This is a genomic window from Nocardia sp. NPDC001965 (assembly GCF_053594175.1).
Map to the genome: position 1 here is coordinate 107,188 of NZ_JBSFDZ010000007.1, position 15,967 is coordinate 123,154.

At 68.9% G+C, this 15,967-nt stretch carries 13 protein-coding genes; 5 read left to right on the forward strand and 8 right to left on the reverse strand.

Going from position 1 to position 15,967, the window contains the following annotated elements:
- Window positions 1–32: 32 nt before the first annotated feature.
- From ACWCPQ_RS13435 to ACWCPQ_RS13455, 5 genes are all read right to left on the reverse strand, one after another.
- Window positions 33–428, reverse strand: coding sequence for a hypothetical protein (locus tag ACWCPQ_RS13435; RefSeq protein WP_449898093.1), 396 nt, complete (start codon window positions 426–428; stop codon window positions 33–35).
- A 127-nt stretch (window positions 429–555) separates the two neighbouring features.
- Window positions 556–1,008, reverse strand: coding sequence for a cupin domain-containing protein (locus tag ACWCPQ_RS13440; protein ID WP_449898095.1), 453 nt, complete (start codon window positions 1,006–1,008; stop codon window positions 556–558).
- Window positions 1,009–1,271: 263 nt separating this feature from the next.
- Window positions 1,272–3,851, reverse strand: a complete 2,580-nt coding sequence (locus tag ACWCPQ_RS13445) for a tetratricopeptide repeat protein (RefSeq protein WP_449898097.1) — start codon at window positions 3,849–3,851, stop codon at window positions 1,272–1,274.
- Window positions 3,852–3,856: 5 nt separating this feature from the next.
- A complete protein-coding gene (locus ACWCPQ_RS13450; RefSeq protein ID WP_449898100.1) occupies window positions 3,857–4,882 on the reverse strand; it encodes a transporter substrate-binding domain-containing protein in 1,026 nt (341 codons plus the stop codon).
- Entirely contained in the window at window positions 4,879–6,237 is a 1,359-nt protein-coding gene (locus ACWCPQ_RS13455; RefSeq protein ID WP_449898102.1) for a hypothetical protein, read from the reverse strand. Before ACWCPQ_RS13455 ends, ACWCPQ_RS13450 begins: the two co-directional genes overlap by 4 nt.
- A 184-nt stretch (window positions 6,238–6,421) precedes the next feature.
- Here ACWCPQ_RS13455 and ACWCPQ_RS13460 point away from each other — a divergent pair, with 184 nt between their 5' ends.
- The 3 genes from ACWCPQ_RS13460 to ACWCPQ_RS13470 all read left to right on the forward strand — a co-directional run bounded on the left by ACWCPQ_RS13460 (window position 6,422) and on the right by ACWCPQ_RS13470 (window position 8,470).
- The gene (locus tag ACWCPQ_RS13460; RefSeq protein WP_449898104.1) at window positions 6,422–7,168 is read left to right on the forward strand and encodes an NUDIX hydrolase; all 747 of its coding nucleotides are present in this window, start codon (window positions 6,422–6,424) and stop codon (window positions 7,166–7,168) included.
- A gap of 1 nt (window position 7,169) precedes the next feature.
- On the forward strand, window positions 7,170–7,874 hold the full coding sequence (locus tag ACWCPQ_RS13465; RefSeq protein WP_449898107.1) for a RibD family protein: 705 nt from the start codon (window positions 7,170–7,172) through the stop codon (window positions 7,872–7,874).
- Between the two features lie 143 nt (window positions 7,875–8,017).
- Window positions 8,018–8,470, forward strand: coding sequence for a deaminase (locus tag ACWCPQ_RS13470; protein WP_449898109.1), 453 nt, complete (start codon window positions 8,018–8,020; stop codon window positions 8,468–8,470).
- 106 nt (window positions 8,471–8,576) lie between these two features.
- On the opposite strand, the gene ACWCPQ_RS13475 is transcribed toward ACWCPQ_RS13470, so the two are convergent.
- Both ACWCPQ_RS13475 and ACWCPQ_RS13480 read right to left on the reverse strand, forming a co-directional pair.
- Complete coding sequence (locus ACWCPQ_RS13475) at window positions 8,577–9,455, reverse strand: hypothetical protein (RefSeq protein ID WP_449898111.1); 879 nt, start codon at window positions 9,453–9,455, stop codon at window positions 8,577–8,579.
- Window positions 9,456–9,641: 186 nt separating this feature from the next.
- Complete coding sequence (locus tag ACWCPQ_RS13480; protein WP_449898112.1) at window positions 9,642–10,265, reverse strand: TetR/AcrR family transcriptional regulator; 624 nt, start codon at window positions 10,263–10,265, stop codon at window positions 9,642–9,644.
- Window positions 10,266–10,340: 75 nt separating this feature from the next.
- On the opposite strand from ACWCPQ_RS13480, the gene ACWCPQ_RS13485 reads away from it, so the two are divergent.
- Complete coding sequence (locus ACWCPQ_RS13485; protein WP_449898114.1) at window positions 10,341–11,585, forward strand: YbfB/YjiJ family MFS transporter; 1,245 nt, start codon at window positions 10,341–10,343, stop codon at window positions 11,583–11,585.
- Window positions 11,582–12,256, forward strand: coding sequence for an alpha/beta fold hydrolase (locus ACWCPQ_RS13490; RefSeq protein ID WP_449898116.1), 675 nt, complete (start codon window positions 11,582–11,584; stop codon window positions 12,254–12,256). The genes ACWCPQ_RS13485 and ACWCPQ_RS13490 overlap by 4 nt, the downstream gene beginning before the upstream one ends.
- 50 nt (window positions 12,257–12,306) lie before the next feature.
- Here ACWCPQ_RS13490 and dnaE read toward each other — a convergent pair whose 3' ends face one another.
- Entirely contained in the window at window positions 12,307–15,846 is a 3,540-nt protein-coding gene (gene dnaE, locus ACWCPQ_RS13495; protein WP_449898119.1) for a DNA polymerase III subunit alpha, read from the reverse strand.
- Between the last annotated feature and the right edge of the window lie 121 nt (window positions 15,847–15,967).

The following is a 15,967-nucleotide window of genomic DNA, read 5'->3' on the forward strand; positions in this document are numbered from 1 at the left end:
CCGGCCCTCCGGCCACGGTGTCGACGCCACGGCTACGGCTCGGGGATCAGCGCGAACGCGTCGAACCGGCGGCCCCGGAAGCGGGCCGGTGCCGCGGGGCCGAGCGCTACGCCGGACAGATCGTAGAAGGTCGCGCTCGCCGACCCGGTGAAAGTATCGCCGGTGACCTCCACGTCGAACCGGATGATTCCCCGGCTCACCGAATTCGGATTCGCGCGATCCACGGAGAACTCGACGAAGGCCCCGCGGACCCGCGCCCCGTCGGCACGCCAGGTGCCCATACCGTTGCTGTCGCTGGATGTCCGGTTACCGGAGTCCGGGTTCGACTGCAGCATCGTGCCGTCGGCGTGGAAGGTCATGACGTGGTACTCGAACGGCGCGCCTTCGGCCACCACTTCCCACACCCCGGTGATACCCGAACTCTTCATGCTCCACCCTCCCGGACCGCCGGGGCGATACCGTGACCGATCCGATCGACCGACGCGCCCGCGAAACCGAGTCGTATCGCCGAACTCGGTGCAGTGTCGCTCCCCGCCTCGCGGGTGACGATGCCGTTCACGCCGCAGCGTGTTCCCGCAGCAACCGCGCCGCGACCGCGGCGGCGGCTTCGTCGAACTCCGGTGCCAGGACCGTGTCCTCGCTGAACTTCGGATCGGTGCGGATATCGAGGGCGACCAGATCCTCGGCCGCGCTCAGGTTCACGGCGACGTGCACGACTCCCGCCGGGATGTAGAGGAATTCACCGGGCCCGTGCACATGCGGGACCAGATCCGGGCCGATCAGCGTCGCGGCGGTACCACGGGTGCACACGACGATAGTCTCGGAATGCGCGTGGTAGTGCGCTCGCGCGATCTTGCCCGGTGGCATGTTCACCAGGCCCGCGGAGATCGCTCGGGCGCCACAGGTCTCAGCGGTGACGCAGGGCACCAGGAACTGGTCCTGCGGTCCCACGACCTGCTGGATATCGGCGGCGGATACGACGCGGGCGGGATGGGCCGGGTCCGTCATTCAGAACTGCTTTCGCTCGTGCATCGGTCGCGGGGTCGAAACTACCGCCGACCGGCAGGTACCGGCGCGGCCCGGTCCGCCAGCGGTGGGAGGGATCCGGCGGTTCGTGCGGCCAGGCGGCCGGATCGGTACTGCGCGGCGCCGCGCCCGGTCATCGAAGGCTACGGCCGGCACCGGCCCGGAGACATCCGCCGCGGGTTTCGGGAATATGGGTACAGTCCGCAGTCGGAACATACTGTCCGGCACCGCCTGAGCACGCCGTATCAGAACCAGGTGGTCGGCCGGATGTAATTGGCCAAGTCGACCAGCGCGTAGCGGTGGCGGCGGCCGGGCGCGAAGCGCGCGAGAGTGCGCAGACCGGATTCGGTCCCGTCTCGCAGGGCGTGCTCGGTGAACGCGATTCCCATGATCGGTGGCCGGGGCCGGCGCGGGGTGTTACCGGCCCGCAGCCAGGCCAGGGCACTGCCCAGCACCATGACCCGCAGCTGGACCGCGCGGCGTTCGTCGGGCGGCAGCGCTTCCACGCGGGCCGCCGCCTCGCGCAACAGATCTTCCGGTAGTTCGGCCACGGGCGCACTGGTGAGCAGCAACAACACCACGGTCATCCGGGCGGTCGTGAAGTAGCGGGAGGAACCGGGCACCTCGTCCAGTGCGGCGACGGCTTCCGGGTGCCGGCCGGCCGCGGTGAGCAGGCGGGCCGAACCGAACGCCGCGCTCACCAGACTGTGGTCGGTGCGCCAGGCGGTGGCGTAGAAGTTCTCGGCGTAATCACGCCAGGCCCGGGTCTCGTCCGGTTCCCAATGCTGGAGTACGAGTTCGGCGGTGGCTGCCAGCGCGAGTTTCGGCGCCAGTTCGCCCGGCAGCACTCGCAACACGGCGTCGAACGCGGAATAAGCCTTCTCGTAGTCGTTCTCACGCAACCCGGCCAAACCGGTGTACCAGTCGATACGCCAATCCCGGCGGCTGGTCCGCGGTATCGCGTCGAGCAGTTCGGTGGCTTCGGTGACGCGGCCGGAATCCAGCAGAATCCGGGCCTCGGCGAGGCGAAGTTCGCGTTCCAGATTCTCCGGTGCCGCGGCCGGGTCTTCGGCGAGCTGTTCACGCGCTTCGTGCAGCGCGGCCAGCGCCTGCTCCGGATCCGACTGCAGGGTGTCGGTGAGTCGGGCGGCGGCCGGATCGCTGCGGGGCAGCATCGGGATCGGCAGCGCGGCCGCGATATCGGTGGCCGAGAGCAGGGTGTCGCGGGCGATACCGTCGGCGTAGGCATCGGTCTGACCGATCAGCTCCTGGGCCCCGAACGCACTGCGCTGTTTGCCGAAAACTGTGGATCGGTGCGGTCGCTCCACACCGGTGTCCAGCGCCAGGATCTCCCGTAGCACCCCCGACAGCTGGTCGGCCATGGCACCGGCCGAGGGGAACCGGCGATCCGGATCGGGATCGGTGGCACACAGCAGCAGCCGATGGAACGATTCGTAGCGCGCCAGCATCGGATCGTCCTCCGGCGTGGGCAGCCCGTCTCGATAGGCGCCGTGCTCGGTGGGCATGTTCAGGGTGAGCACGGCGAGAGTACGGCCGACCGTGTAGATATCGGAGGCGATCGTGGGCCCGGTCCGGGCGATCTCGGGCGCCTGGAACCCGCGTGTCCCGTACAGGTTCCCGTAGGCCTCGATCGGTGCCACCGCCCCCAGATCGAGCAGTTTGACCTGGTCCTCGGTCACCATGATGTTGTCGGGTTTGAGGTCGTTGTAGGTGAGCCCGGTCGCGTGCAGGTAGTCCAGTGCGGGCAGTACTTCCAGGATGTAGGCGATGGCCTGGTCCACCGGGATCCGCTCGGGACGTCTGTGGTCGTCGAGCATGCCGCGCAGGGACCGGCCGCCCACGTACTCCATCACGATGAACCCGATCGGTTCCCCGTCGGGTGTCAGGTGTTCGACGAAGTTGTGGATCTTCACGATACCGGGGTGGGCGACCTCGGCCAGGAACTCCCGCTCCGCCACGGCCACTGCCTGTGCCTCGATATCGTCGGCGTGCAGCAGCCCCTTGAGCACCACCCAGCGGTCGCTGACATTACGGTCGACGGCCAGGTAGATCCAGCCCAGCCCGCCGTGCGCGAGACAACCCTGTACCTCGTACTGGCCGGCGACCATATCGCCCGGGCTCAGCGTCGGACGGAAATCGTAGGCGGCATCGCAATTCGGGCAGATGCCGCGGGTGGTGGCCGGGCCGGTCGCATCCGCCCGGCCCACCGGCTTACCGCAGCGCCAGCAGAAGCGTTTGCCCTCCGCCACGACCGGGTCGGTCAGGACCGCGGCGACCGGGTCGGCCGCCGCGACGGGTGGGATCTCGACCAGTCCCGCGACCAGCGTGCGCACCGTGGGCCGGGACCGCACGGTGCGCGAGCTCCGCCCGGTCCGCAGCTGGGATCCGCTGCCGCGCCCGGATCCCACGGTCGATCCACCGTCGGGCCTTCTCCCGGTGCTCGCGGACGACGCATCCGCCGCGGTGCCCGGATACGCGGCGGTACCGGCGACCGCCGCAGTGTCCGGTGCGGCCCCGGTGCTCGCAACCGCCGCCGTTTCCGGTGCGCCGCCGGTACTCGCTGCCGTGGTGACGGCTTTCTCCGCGACCGCGACTGCCTCGGGGGTATCGGCCGATCCGGTGCCCGGGCTCGCGGCGGCCCCGGGCGTAGCACGCTCGTCCCGGGAGCGCCCGGCGCCGAGCTGGGTGGCCGCACTGGGTGTCTCGTCCGGCGACCGGAGCGCGGTGGCGTCGACCGCACGGGTCGCCGGCGGCTCCGGATCATCACCGGAGCCGGACCGGGTTCCCGACTCGTCCGTCGCCAAGGCGATCAGTCCCGATAGGTCGGCGGCGGGGGTCCGGGAGTGGGGCCGAGGGCCGACAGCCACTTGTTGTAGAGACGGCTCCAGGTACCGTCCGCGCGGACGCGGTCGAGTGTGCCGTTGACGAATCGCACCAGATCATCGTCCCCCTTGGGGATACCGATCCCGTACGGTTCCTCACTGATACTCGGGCCCACCAGTTCGGTGTAGGGGTCCTGTTCGGCGAGACCGGCCAGGATCGCGTCGTCGGTGCTCACCGCGTCGACCTGCCGCTGCTGCAACACCACCAGGCAGTCGGCCCAGGTGGGCACGGTGAGAATGGAGGCATCGGGCTGGATCTGGCTGATATGTTCCAGCGAGGTGGTGCCGCGGATGGTGCAGACCCGCTTGTTCGCCAGATCCGCCAGACTCCGGATCCCGGAATTCTGCATCGCGAGCACCCGCTGATGTGCCTTCAGATACACCGTGGAGAAGGCCACCCGCTCCAACCGGGCGCACGTGATGGTCATGGTCTTGACGACCATGTCCACCCGGTGTTCGATCAGCGCGTCCTCCCGCTCCTCGGAACCGAGACTGCGGTATTCGATCTTCTCTGGATCGCCGAAGAGATCCCGGGCCACTTCGCGGGCGATATCGGCATCGAAACCGACGATCACACCGCTCTCGGGATCCCGGAAGCTGAACAGATTGCTCCCGGTGTCCAAGCCCACGACCAGCCGGCCGCGGGCCCGGATCCGGTCCAGCACGGGACCCGTCGCACCCGGGCCGATGGGGCGCAGCCCAGCGGTCGGATCGCCACAGTTGGTGGGGTCGTCGGGCAGGGGTAACGGGCCGTCGGCTTCCATCGCCGTCGCCTGGGCGGGTAGCGGCGGTGCGGCGTAGTCGCTGTGCGGTATCTCGCTGTGCGGGCCCGGGCCGGTAGCGCAACCCGCGAGCAGCAGGGCGGTGCACGCCACACCGGCCCGTAGCGGCCACGATCGCCGCGTCGGCCGCCGCGGGCCCACCGGTCGGGCCGGGATTCGCGCAAACCTCATCGATACTCCCGCAGTCTTGGCCAGATGCCGAAGGCGATATACGCCGCGGCGGCGATACCGAGGATCAGTGCACCGGGCGCCAGATAGTCGAGTACCCGGGCGCTGTGGAAAATATTGCTGCGCAGTGTCTCCCGGGTGTCGGTGATACCGCCGGCCAGCGCGTTGTCCAGGGATTCCACATGGACGGTCGCGTTCTCGGCGCCCGGCGCGGTCGCGATCGTGGCCGCCCGGGCGAATTCCCCGCGGTTGAGTGCCTCGTTCATCCGCTGATGTGCGGCCAACCAGTGCAGCAGGGCGGCGCGCGCGTCGACGGTGGCCCGGTCGGTGTGGCCGGCGAGCAATTCGTTGAGCCGGGTGATATTGGCGTCGAACGCGTGGTCGTAGTCGCCGGTGGTGTCGCGGCGTACCAGTTTCAGGGTTTCCGCCGACCGCGCCTGCTGCGCGAGGATACGACTCTCGGTGAGCCGGGCGGCGGGTACCGTGCCGTCGGCGCGGCCGCTGGACATGGCCACCGACGAGACCGATCCGGCGATCACTGTCCACAGCATGAGGATCAGCAGCGCGCCCGAGGCCAGCAGCAGACCGGGATTGAAGGTCCGGTGCCAGTGCCGGGCCAGCAGCCGTTGCCCCCAGACGAGCGCGATCACGGTCACCACGAGCAGTACGATCGCGAACCACGGCGGCCGGACGTGCCGGTCCTGGGCGGTATCGACCGCGGCCGCGCGGCGCACGTACAGCTGTTCCGCCGTCGGCAGCAGCACCGTTTGCATCTGCGAGGATGCCTCGCTCAGATACGCCGCGCCGACCGGATGCCCTTCACGGTTGTTCGCACGGGCGGTCTCCACCAGGCCCGAGTACACCGGGAGCCCCGATCCGATCCCCATCCGCTGCCCGACATCCTGGGCGTCGTCACCGGACAGTGTCACCAGATCGGCGCCCGCTTCCCCCAGCGCCTGGCTGTAGCGTTCGCGCACCTGCTGGGGTTCCAGACCACCGGAGATGAATGCCGTGGCCGCGGCCGCGTCGGCGACCGAGAGCGAGGTGTAGAGCCGATGTGCCGCGTTCGCATCGGGTTCGGTGTGGGCGAGCAGTATGTCGAGGTCGCGCTGGCGGTCGTGGACGGCGCCCGCGGTGATCGCCCCCGAACCCAGACACAGCACGACCAGCAGCAATCCCACCCCGAGCAGCCGTCCCGGCGACGACTGCGCGAACAGGCGTAACCGTGCCGGATTCAACCATTTCCAGGCCTGCGTGATCCGGGGGCGGACGATGCCCGCTCGGCCGGAGACGGGCGCCGGTTCCGGGTGGGCCGGGTCGGGTTCGGATACCACCCGATCCACCGCCAACCGCGTCATGTCCACCCTCCAACTCTGGGCGCCGTGTGCGCTGTATCGCTTCGCCGGTGCCGCGCGAGATCGCCCACACCGCGCCTATGAGCGTATTCGGTATTCTCCACGAGCGCGCCCCGACCTCCACAACCCTCACCCATTCGGTGCCGTGGGGCAGGATGGAGACGACGGTCGACGAGGGCGGTGCGAGATGCGTGGAGACGGTGACGGGTGGTCCATAAGCCCGGGTGGTGTGCGGCACTGGGGCCTGTTCGGTGCGGCCGGGCTGCTGTTGCGTGCCCCGCTCGGTACAGGTGGTTCGGCGGTGCTGCTACAGCATCGCGCCCTGTGGAGCCACCAGGGCGGAACCTGGGCACTGCCCGGCGGAGCACGCGACAGCGACGAGACGGCGGTGCACGCCGCGGTCCGCGAAGCCGACGAGGAAGCCGGGATCAAGGCAGCCGATATCCGGGTCCGCGCGCAACGGGTCACCGCCACCGCCCCGAGCGGCTGGACATACACCACCGTGATCGCCGACGCCGGTAAACCGCTGCCGGTCTTCCCGAATATGGAAAGTGTGGAGCTCGCCTGGGTTCCCGAGGACGAGGTCGATCAGCGTCGGCTGCACGCCGGTTTCGCCGACGCCTGGCCCGGGCTGCGGGCCACCTCCGCCCGGATGGACCCGGAGGAATGCTCGGCGGCCGAAGCGGCGGAACTGGTCGCCACGCTGCCACGCACGGTCGACCTGGGCGCGGAGTTCATCTGGCTGCACGCCGAACCGGGCGGTCCGGGTGAGCGCGCGGTACTGCTGAACCCCCCGTACCCGCCGGAGAATCCGGAGCCCAGCGGTGCCCCGGATCCGGTGGGTGGAGTGGGCGATCCGGAAGCGGGGGCCGCACCGGCGGATTCCCGGGTGCTCGGGATCCCGCGCAGCGCCGTGCTGGGACCCGAGGACTGAGATGGACACCGTCGCCGACGAAACCACGCGCGCGGGCAGACCGTACGTATTGCTGTCGGTCGCGACGAGTGTCGACGGTTATATCGACGATACGGAGCCCGAACGTCTGCTGCTGTCCAACGACGCGGATTTCGACCGGGTGGACGGGGTTCGTGCCTGGGCGGACGCGATACTCGTCGGTGCCGAGACCGTGCGGCGCGACAATCCACGGCTGATCGTGCGGGACGAGTCGCGACGCGCCGAGCGGGTCGCCGCGGGCCGGACCGAATACCCCCGCAAGGTGACGGTGACCGCGAGCGGTGATCTGGACCCGGAAGCACGTTTCTGGCATCACGGAACCGCCGAACACGCACCGCTGGTGTACACCACCGAGGACGGCGCACGCCGACTGCGCGACCGCCTCCCCGGAACCGCCGAGATCGTGGCGCTCGGCCCCGACCTCGGATTCGGGCCGCTGCTCGACGATCTCGGTGCCCGCGGTATCCGGCGGCTCATGGTGGAGGGCGGCGGCCGGATCCACACCGCCCTCCTGGCCGGTGGATTGGCCGACGAACTACAGCTCGCCGTCGGACCTACCCTGGTCGGCGACCCGGCCGCACCGCGTTTCCTGCATCCCGCCCGATTCCCCGGCGGCTCCACCCACCGGATGCGTCTGATCGATATCGACCGGCTCGGGGATGTGGCAGTGTTGCGGTATCGCCCCTAGGCGTACCTCCGCCTTCGCTCCGGCCGTGCGCGGTCTGCGGACGGACTGCGCCCGACAGCGATACCAGGCGTACCTCCGCCTTCGCTCCGGCCGTGCGCGGTCTGCGGACGGACTGCGCCCGACCACCCTGGACAGGAGGCCCGGTGCCCGAACCCGATCACCACTACTGGATGGAACGGGCGATAGCTCTCTCGCGGCTGAGTCCGCAGGTCCCCGGTGCGTTTTCGGTGGGTGCCGTGATCGTGGCCGATGGTGCCGAGATATCCACTGGCTACTCCCGGGAATCCGATCCGAAGGTGCACGCCGAGGAATCCGCGCTGGACAAACTGGATCCCGACGATCCACGACTGCGGCGGGCGACGCTCTACAGCACCCTGGAACCCTGTTCGGAGCGGGCGACCGAGACCCGGCTGCCGTGTACCGACCGAGTGCTCGCGGCCGGGATCCCGGTCGTCGTGATCGCCTGGCGGGAGCCGTCGACCTTCGTCGAGAACTGTGTGGGGGTGGAGAAGCTACGCGAGCGCGGGATCCGCGTACTCGAACTCCCCGACCTGGCCGAGGCTGCCATGGCGATCAACCGGCATCTCGATCTGTAGCGGTGCCGATCGGGGCGCGGCCGGGGCCCGCGACGAATCGACCCGGATGCTCAGGGCCGATGGTGTGCGGGACCGGACGCACCGGGTCGCGTCCGGACGGTGGCGGTCAGCGTTGGACCATCAGGGCGGTCGGATTGAGGATGTTCCACTCCTGGTTCCTGAACGTGTCGGATCCGTCGATGACGTCGTAGCCGCGCAGCGCACCGTACTGGCCGAGATCGCCCACCACCAGCTGCATCTCCATCAGCTCCACGTAGCGAGTCGTGTCCTCGGTCGTCGGCCTCGCGATATTGCGCACGTCCCGTAGGTCACGATCGATCTGTGCCATGACGCCGCGGCGTTCGGACTCGAGGGCACGCAGGCCGATCACGTTGGCCTCGGGGCGTAACGCCATCCGCAGTACCCGGGCCTGCCGGGCGGCGGGATCGCTTCTGCGGGTGGGATCGGCGTAATGGAGCGCGACTTCCTCCAGTGGGGTGGCGTAGGTTCCGTACCCGGTGGTGCCGCCGCCGGGCCGCACCGGGCCGGCGACGAAGGCGTCCCGGTACCGTTCCTCCTCGAACCCTCGGTACAGGGCCGGCCTTTTGCGGGTGACCACTGCGTCGATCGCGCTCTTCGCCACGATGGTGTGCGGGCCGTCGAATCCCTGCAGTCGTTGGATCTCCTCGAAAGTCGGGGAGGACGACATGCGCTGATTTTTTCCTCGCGCCTGCCGCAGCGCGATGTAGTCCACCTCGTCGATCAGATCGCGGCCGCGTACGTAGGAGGAAGACCTGGCGGTGGCGACGATCTCGCCGTCCGGACCGAAGCCGGCCGGCTGATCGGGTACACCCGTCGCGGCCGCTCGTTCGAGCCGGCCGGCCGCCTCGGTGAGGTGGTCGGCGGCCCGCGCCGGGAACGCCGCGATCGCGGGGCCGCCGTCCCTTGCTGCCGTGCCGAGTACCTCGCGCACTGTTCGCCACACTTCGTCCAGCCCGCGGTCCACCACCGCAACTGTGCCGCACCACGCTGCGCCCCGGTTCGCCGGCTCCGGATAACCCTTCCGGGCCATATGCCGGCGGTATCGGGCCGGGCCATATGCCGGCGGTATCGGGCCGGACGCCGGATGGCCGGAGGTGGCGGTGGAGATGAAGTGGAACGAATCCGCCGGATGTGTCAGCGGTGTGCGACTTCACCGCGGCCGGGCATCCGCATCGAGTGCGCCGTTGTGTGCGGATATCGTCGAGTTCAGCAGGGAGAGCGCGGCAGCGCATGCTTGTTCGCCGACCTGGTCCGGGCCCAGATGAGCTGCCACCGCCGTCGCGCCTTCCATGACGATGAGCAACTGCCGGCCCAGGGCATCCGGTGCGTCGGAGCCGGTTCGGGTGGCGATATCGGTGAACAGCGCCAGGCATCGGTCCAGATGCCGGGCCGTGACGGCCCGGATCTCGGGGTCGTAGTGCTGGGTCGCGGCGTTGATCATGGCGCACCCGCGGAAGGTGGGTTCGAGGTACCACTCGCCCAGCGCGGCGAAGACGGCGGCCAGCCGGTCGGCCGGGTCGGGGCCTGCCGCTGTGGCAGCTCCGGTGAGCCAGGTGATCACCCGGTCGCTGCGTGCTTCGAGCACGGCGTGGACGAGCCCCTCCTTGGTGCCGAAGTGTCGGTACAGCGTTTCTTTCGATATCCCCAGCCGCGTGCACAGTTCGGCGACGCCGACCCCGTCGATACCGCGGTCGTAGAGCAGCGGGGTGGCGGCATCGATCACCGCGGCGCGGGTGCGTGCGGGATCGATGGTGGAGCCCTTGGCTACTGGCATACATTTGATGGTACCGATTGGTTCGATGTACTGCTATCGTTCGATGGAACTGATCGGTTCTATCTAGGGAGTCCCATGTCGGAGACCGTCCGACCGCGGCGCCGGACCGGATTGCGTGCCCATCTCGCCGGGCTGCGCAATCGGAGATCGCCGGATCCGCCGGTGGCCGGAACGGGCACCCCGGTGTTGCGGCAGGCAGTGTGCCTGGCATTCGGTACCGCCTCGGCGCTCGGCTTCGCGCGGTTCGCCTACGGTCTGCTGCTACCGGCCATGCGTGCCGATCTCGGCTGGAGTTCGGCGGCCGCCGGGATCCCGGCCACGGCGAACGGTCTCGGGTACCTGCTCGGCGCGGCGGCGACGCCGCTCCTGGTCCGGCGTCTCGGTCCCGCTCGGGCCTTCCGTGGCGCCATGATCCTCATCGCAGTCGCGCTGGCAGCCACCGGAAGCAGCGGCGACTTCCCGGTCCTGCTGATCCTGCGAGCCGGAGCGGGTGCGGCGGGGGCGGTGGTGTTCATCAGCGGAGGAGTGATCGCCGCTCATCTCGCGGCGCGGGCCGGGTCGGGTACGCCCATCACCGTGTACTTCGCCGGCACCGGACTCGGCATCATCGTGAGCGGTATCGCTGTTCCGTTGATGGGCGGTCACTGGCAGTCCGCATGGCTCGGGCTGGGGATCCTCGCGGGTCTGGCCGCCGCGGTGAGTCGGCGCGCCGCCGCGGCGCCGGCCCCGGTCGCCGCCGGGGGTGGGCGGGTCCGGCTGCGGGGGTTGCGCCCGACCGTACTGGCCTACCTGCTGTTCGCGGGCGGCTACATCACCTACATCACCTTCCTGTCCGCGTACCTCCGGGACCGGTCGGCTCCGGACTCCCAGGTCGTATGTGTGTGGGTAATTCTCGGACTCGCGGTGACGATCGGGCCCGCGCTGTGGCGCGGGCCGATCGCGCACCGGCCGGGCAACCGAGTCCTGGCCGTCGTGCTGGCCACGCTCAGCGGGGGCGCGGCGCTCGCCCTGATCTCGTCGGGTATCGCCGTCGCTCTCGCCGCGTCGGCGATCTACGGGGTCACCTTCATGACGGTTCCGGCTGTTGTCACCGCCATCGTCGAGAAGCACATTCCGGCAGCGGACTGGACTCCCACGCTCGCGGCCTGCACCGCCGTTTTCGCGGCTGGGCAGACGGTGGGCCCCTGGGCCGCCGGTGCGCTGGCCGATCGGTTCGGCGCTACCGCCCCGGTGCTGTGGACGGTGCTGCTCTGTGCCCTCGGCTCGATCGTCGCGGCGACACAAACCCTTTCCACTCGGAACGGAGAAAGAACTTCATGACGACCTACATCCTGATTCCCGGTATGTGCCACGGCGGATGGTGTTTCGAGGACCTCACCGACCGTCTTCGCGAACACGGGCACCGGGTACTGCCGGTGACGCTCACCGGGGTTGGTGACCTGAGCAGTCTGCGTCACCCCGGTATCGACCTGGACACTCATATCCGGGATGTCACCGCGGTGCTGGCGGCCGAGAACATCCGCGACGCGGTACTCGTCGGTCACAGTTACGGGGGCATGGTGATCACCGGTGCCGCGGACCGGGCGCCGGACCACGTCGCCGCACTGGTGTACATCGACGCCATGGTGCCCGGACACGGCGACTCCTGCTGGGATCTCGCCTCGGAGCAAGAGCATCGGTGGTATCGGGACGTGGTGGAAACCGGCGATGCCGTCCGTCCGCTCCCGTTCTTCGACCCGCGGGCGACACCGCATCCGCTGGCCTCGGTGCGACAGCCGTTGCGTCTCACGGGCGATCTCGCCCATATCCGGAGCCGGACCTATGTCTACGCCGCCGGGTGGGAAACCCCCTCGCCGTTCACCGGTGTCCACGCGCGGCTGAGCCGGGATCCCGGATGGACCACCTACTCACTGGACGGCGGGCACAACCTCATGCGGGACGATCCCGCGGGTCTGGCGGAGATTCTGCTCGCCGTCCACGTGGCCGGCTGACCTGCCCGCCGGGGCTCACCTCCGGCCCGTATCGAGCGGGCCACGAATGGTCATCGCAGGCAGGCAGGTCCGAAGAGGGCTTTCAGCTCGCCCATCAGCGCGGGTGAGGTGGTGACCCGGAAGCGCGGGTCCAGGGCGAGCAGCCGGGGCCCGCGCGCACCGATCAGCTCGATCCGCAGATCGGTCGGTCCGGGATGGCGTTGCAGAGTCTCGCGCAGGGCGCGCACCGTCGGCGGATTGCAGGCAGCGACGGGAACGGTGAGGGTGAGCGGCCGGCCGGAAGCCGCGGTGGTCAGGTCCGGTGTGCTCACCTGATCACCCAGCAGCGATTGCCGGCCGTCGCGAACACTGACCGTCGCGGTGATCACCGCGACAGCGTCCTCGGTGAGATATCCGGCGGCTGTGGCATAGGCGGCCGGGAAGAAGAGGATCTCGGTACCCGCCTCCAGATCCTCCAGGCGCACCACCGCCCACGGCTCGCCTCTGCGGGTGACCCGCCGGTCCACCGCGGCGACGATTCCGGCCACCCGCACCCGGCGGCCGTGCGGTATCCGGTGGTCGAGCAGGGCGGCGATCGGAGTATCGCCGGCGGCGGCGAGTGCCGTCGCGATCCCGTCGAGTGGATGGCCGGATACGTAGAGTCCGAGCATCTCTCGTTCGAAACCCAGTCGCTGCCTGGTGTCCCATTCCTCGTCGGGCACCGGCAGATCGAATATCGATCCGTTCGTATCCGGGTCGGCGGTGGCGCCGGAGAACAGATCGAACTGGCCGCGCGCGGCAGCCTTCTTGGTGACGGTCACCGCGTCGATCGCTTCGCCGTGGATCGAGAACAGACCTTTCCGGGGATGCCCGAGTGATTCGAAAGCCCCGGCCTTGATCAACGATTCGACCACCTTCCGGGTGCATGCCACCCCGTCGCTCTTGGTCAGGTAGTCCGAGAAACCGGTGAACTCCCCGGCCGACTCGCGCGCCCGGATCACCGCCCGTACCACCGGGTCCCCGACGTTGCGGACGGCGCCCAGGCCGAAGCGGATATCGGGGCCGACACTGGTGAATGTGGCCGCGGACTGGTTCACATCCGGTGGCAGGACCCGGATCCCGCGTTTGCGGCAGTCGGCGAGATAGATCGCCGATTTGTCCTTGTCGTCGCCGACCGAGGTGAGCAGCGCTGCCATGAACTCCGCCGGATAGTTGGCCTTGAGGAAGGCGGTCCAGTACATCACCAGGCTGTAACCGGCAGCGTGAGATTTGTTGTACGCGTACCCCGCGAAGGGCAGCACCGCCTCCCAGAGCGCGGTCACCGCTTCGTCGCGGTAGCCGTTGCCGCGCATACCGTCGCGGAAGTTCTCGAACTCCATGGCCAGCACTTCCGGTTTCTTCTTGCCCATCGCGCGGCGCAGCAGATCGGCCTGGCCCAGCGAGTAACCGGCGACCTGCTGGGCTATCTGCATGATCTGTTCCTGGTAGACGATCAGCGCGTAGGTTTCGGCGAGGATCTCGCGCAGCGGTTCGTCGAGTTCGGGGTGGATCGGTGTCACCGCCTCGCGCCCGTTCTTGCGATCGGCGTAGGACCAGTGCGCCCCCACGCCCATCGGCCCGGGGCGGTACAGCGCGTTGGAGGCCACCAGATCGTTGAACTCGGTGGGTGCCATGCGCAGCAGTAGTTCCCGCATCCCGGCCGAATCCATCTGGAAGACACCGAGGTTGTCGCCGCGGGCCAGCATGGAGTAGGTGGGTTCGTCGCCGAGGGCGAGCGTGTCCAGGTCGATCTCGATACCGCGGTTGGCCCGGATATTGTCCAGGCAGTCACCGACGACGGTGAGTGTGCGCAACCCGAGGAAATCCATTTTGAGCAGCCCGACGGCCTCGCACGACGGATAGTCCCAGCCGGTGATGATCGCGCCGTCCTGCGGCCGCTTCCACAGCGGCACAGTGTCGAGCAACGGCTCACTGGACAGGATCACCGCGCAGGCGTGCACTCCGGCGCCCCGGACCATCCCCTCGAGTCCTACCGCGGTGTCGTGGATCCGGCGCATATCCGGATCCGATTCGATGAGTGCCCGCACCTCCGCGGCCTCGCCGTAGCGCTCGTGGGCAGGATCGGTGATCCCCGATACCGGAATATCCTTGGCGGCCACCGCGGGCGGTAATGCCTTGGTGATCCGGTCGGCCAGCGCGAAGCCGGGCTGCCCGAACTGCACGCGGGCGGCGTCCTTGATCGCCGCCTTGGTCTTGATGGTGCCGAAGGTGATCACCTGCGCGACCTTGTCCGCGCCCCAGCGTTCGGTGGCGTACCGGATCATCTCGCCCCGGCGCCGGTCATCGAAATCTATGTCTATATCGGGCGCGGACGGGCGTTCGGGATTGAGGAAACGTTCGAACAACAGCCCGTGCTCGATGGGATCGATATTGGTGATCGCGAGCGCGTAGGCGACCAGCGATCCGGCCGCCGAACCGCGCCCGGGCCCGACCCGGATCCCCACCTCGCGCGCGTACGCGATCAGATCGCCGACCACCAGGAAGTAGGCGGGAAAACCCTTGTCCCGGATGATGTCCAGCTCGAATCCCGCGCGGTCGCGATAGTTCTCGGGAACGCCACCGGGGAACCGTCGGCGCAGCCCGGCGTCCACCTCCCGGCGCAACCAGCTGTCCTCGGTATGCCCGGCCGGAACGGGGAACACCGGCATCCGGTCGCGGAACTCCCAGATCTCGTCGTACGGTTCGATTCGTTCGGCCACCGCGAGGGTGGCGTCGCAGGCGCCGGGCACCTCGTCGTCCCACAGGGCCCGCATCTCCGCCGGGGACCGGAGATGGAAACCGTCGCCGTCGAACCGGAAACGGGTCGGATCCGACAGTGTCTTACCTGTCTGCACACACAGCATCGCCTCGTGTGCGGCCGCCTGCTGCCGCAGGACGTAGTGGCAGTCGTTGGTGGCCAGCGGTGTCAGCCCGGTTTTCGCGCCGATCGCGAGCAGATCTTCGCGGACCCGGCGCTCGATCGCCAGACCGTGGTCCATCACCTCGAGGAAGAAATTCTCGGCGCCGAAGATGTCGCGCCAGCGTCCGGCCGCCGCATAGGCCGCGTCGAATTGTCCCAGGCGCAACCGGGTCTGGACCTCACCGGACGGACATCCCGTGGTGGCCAGTACCCCCTCGGCGTGCTCGGCGACGAGCTCGGCGTCCATTCGCGGCCATTTCCCCAGCTGCCCTTCGAAGGAGGCCCGCGACGACAGCCGGAAGAGGTTGCGCAGTCCCACCGCGTTCGCGGCGAACAATGTCAGGTGCAGGTACGCACCGGAACCCGAGACATCGTCGGATTTCTGCCCGGGGTCGCCCCAGAACACCCGCTTACCGGAGAACCGCGATTCCGGCGCGATATAGGCCTCGATACCGATGACCGGTTTCACCGGGGAGCGCTGCGACTCCCGAAAGAACTCGGCCGCGCCGAACATATTGCCGTGATCGGTCATCCCGACGGCCGGCATCCCCAGCCGTTCGGCTTCGGCGAACAGCGGGCCCACCTTCGCCATCCCGTCGAGCATCGAGTACTCGGTGTGGTTGTGCAGATGCACGAAAGATGTGTCCGTCATCGATAACCCCGTGCCGTCGAACCGGTCCCGAGGCCGTCCGGTTGTCGGTCAGGCCGGGCCGATAAGGTCATTTCGGCTACATATGACCAGGTCATAGGTGACGAGTCGAACAATCGACACG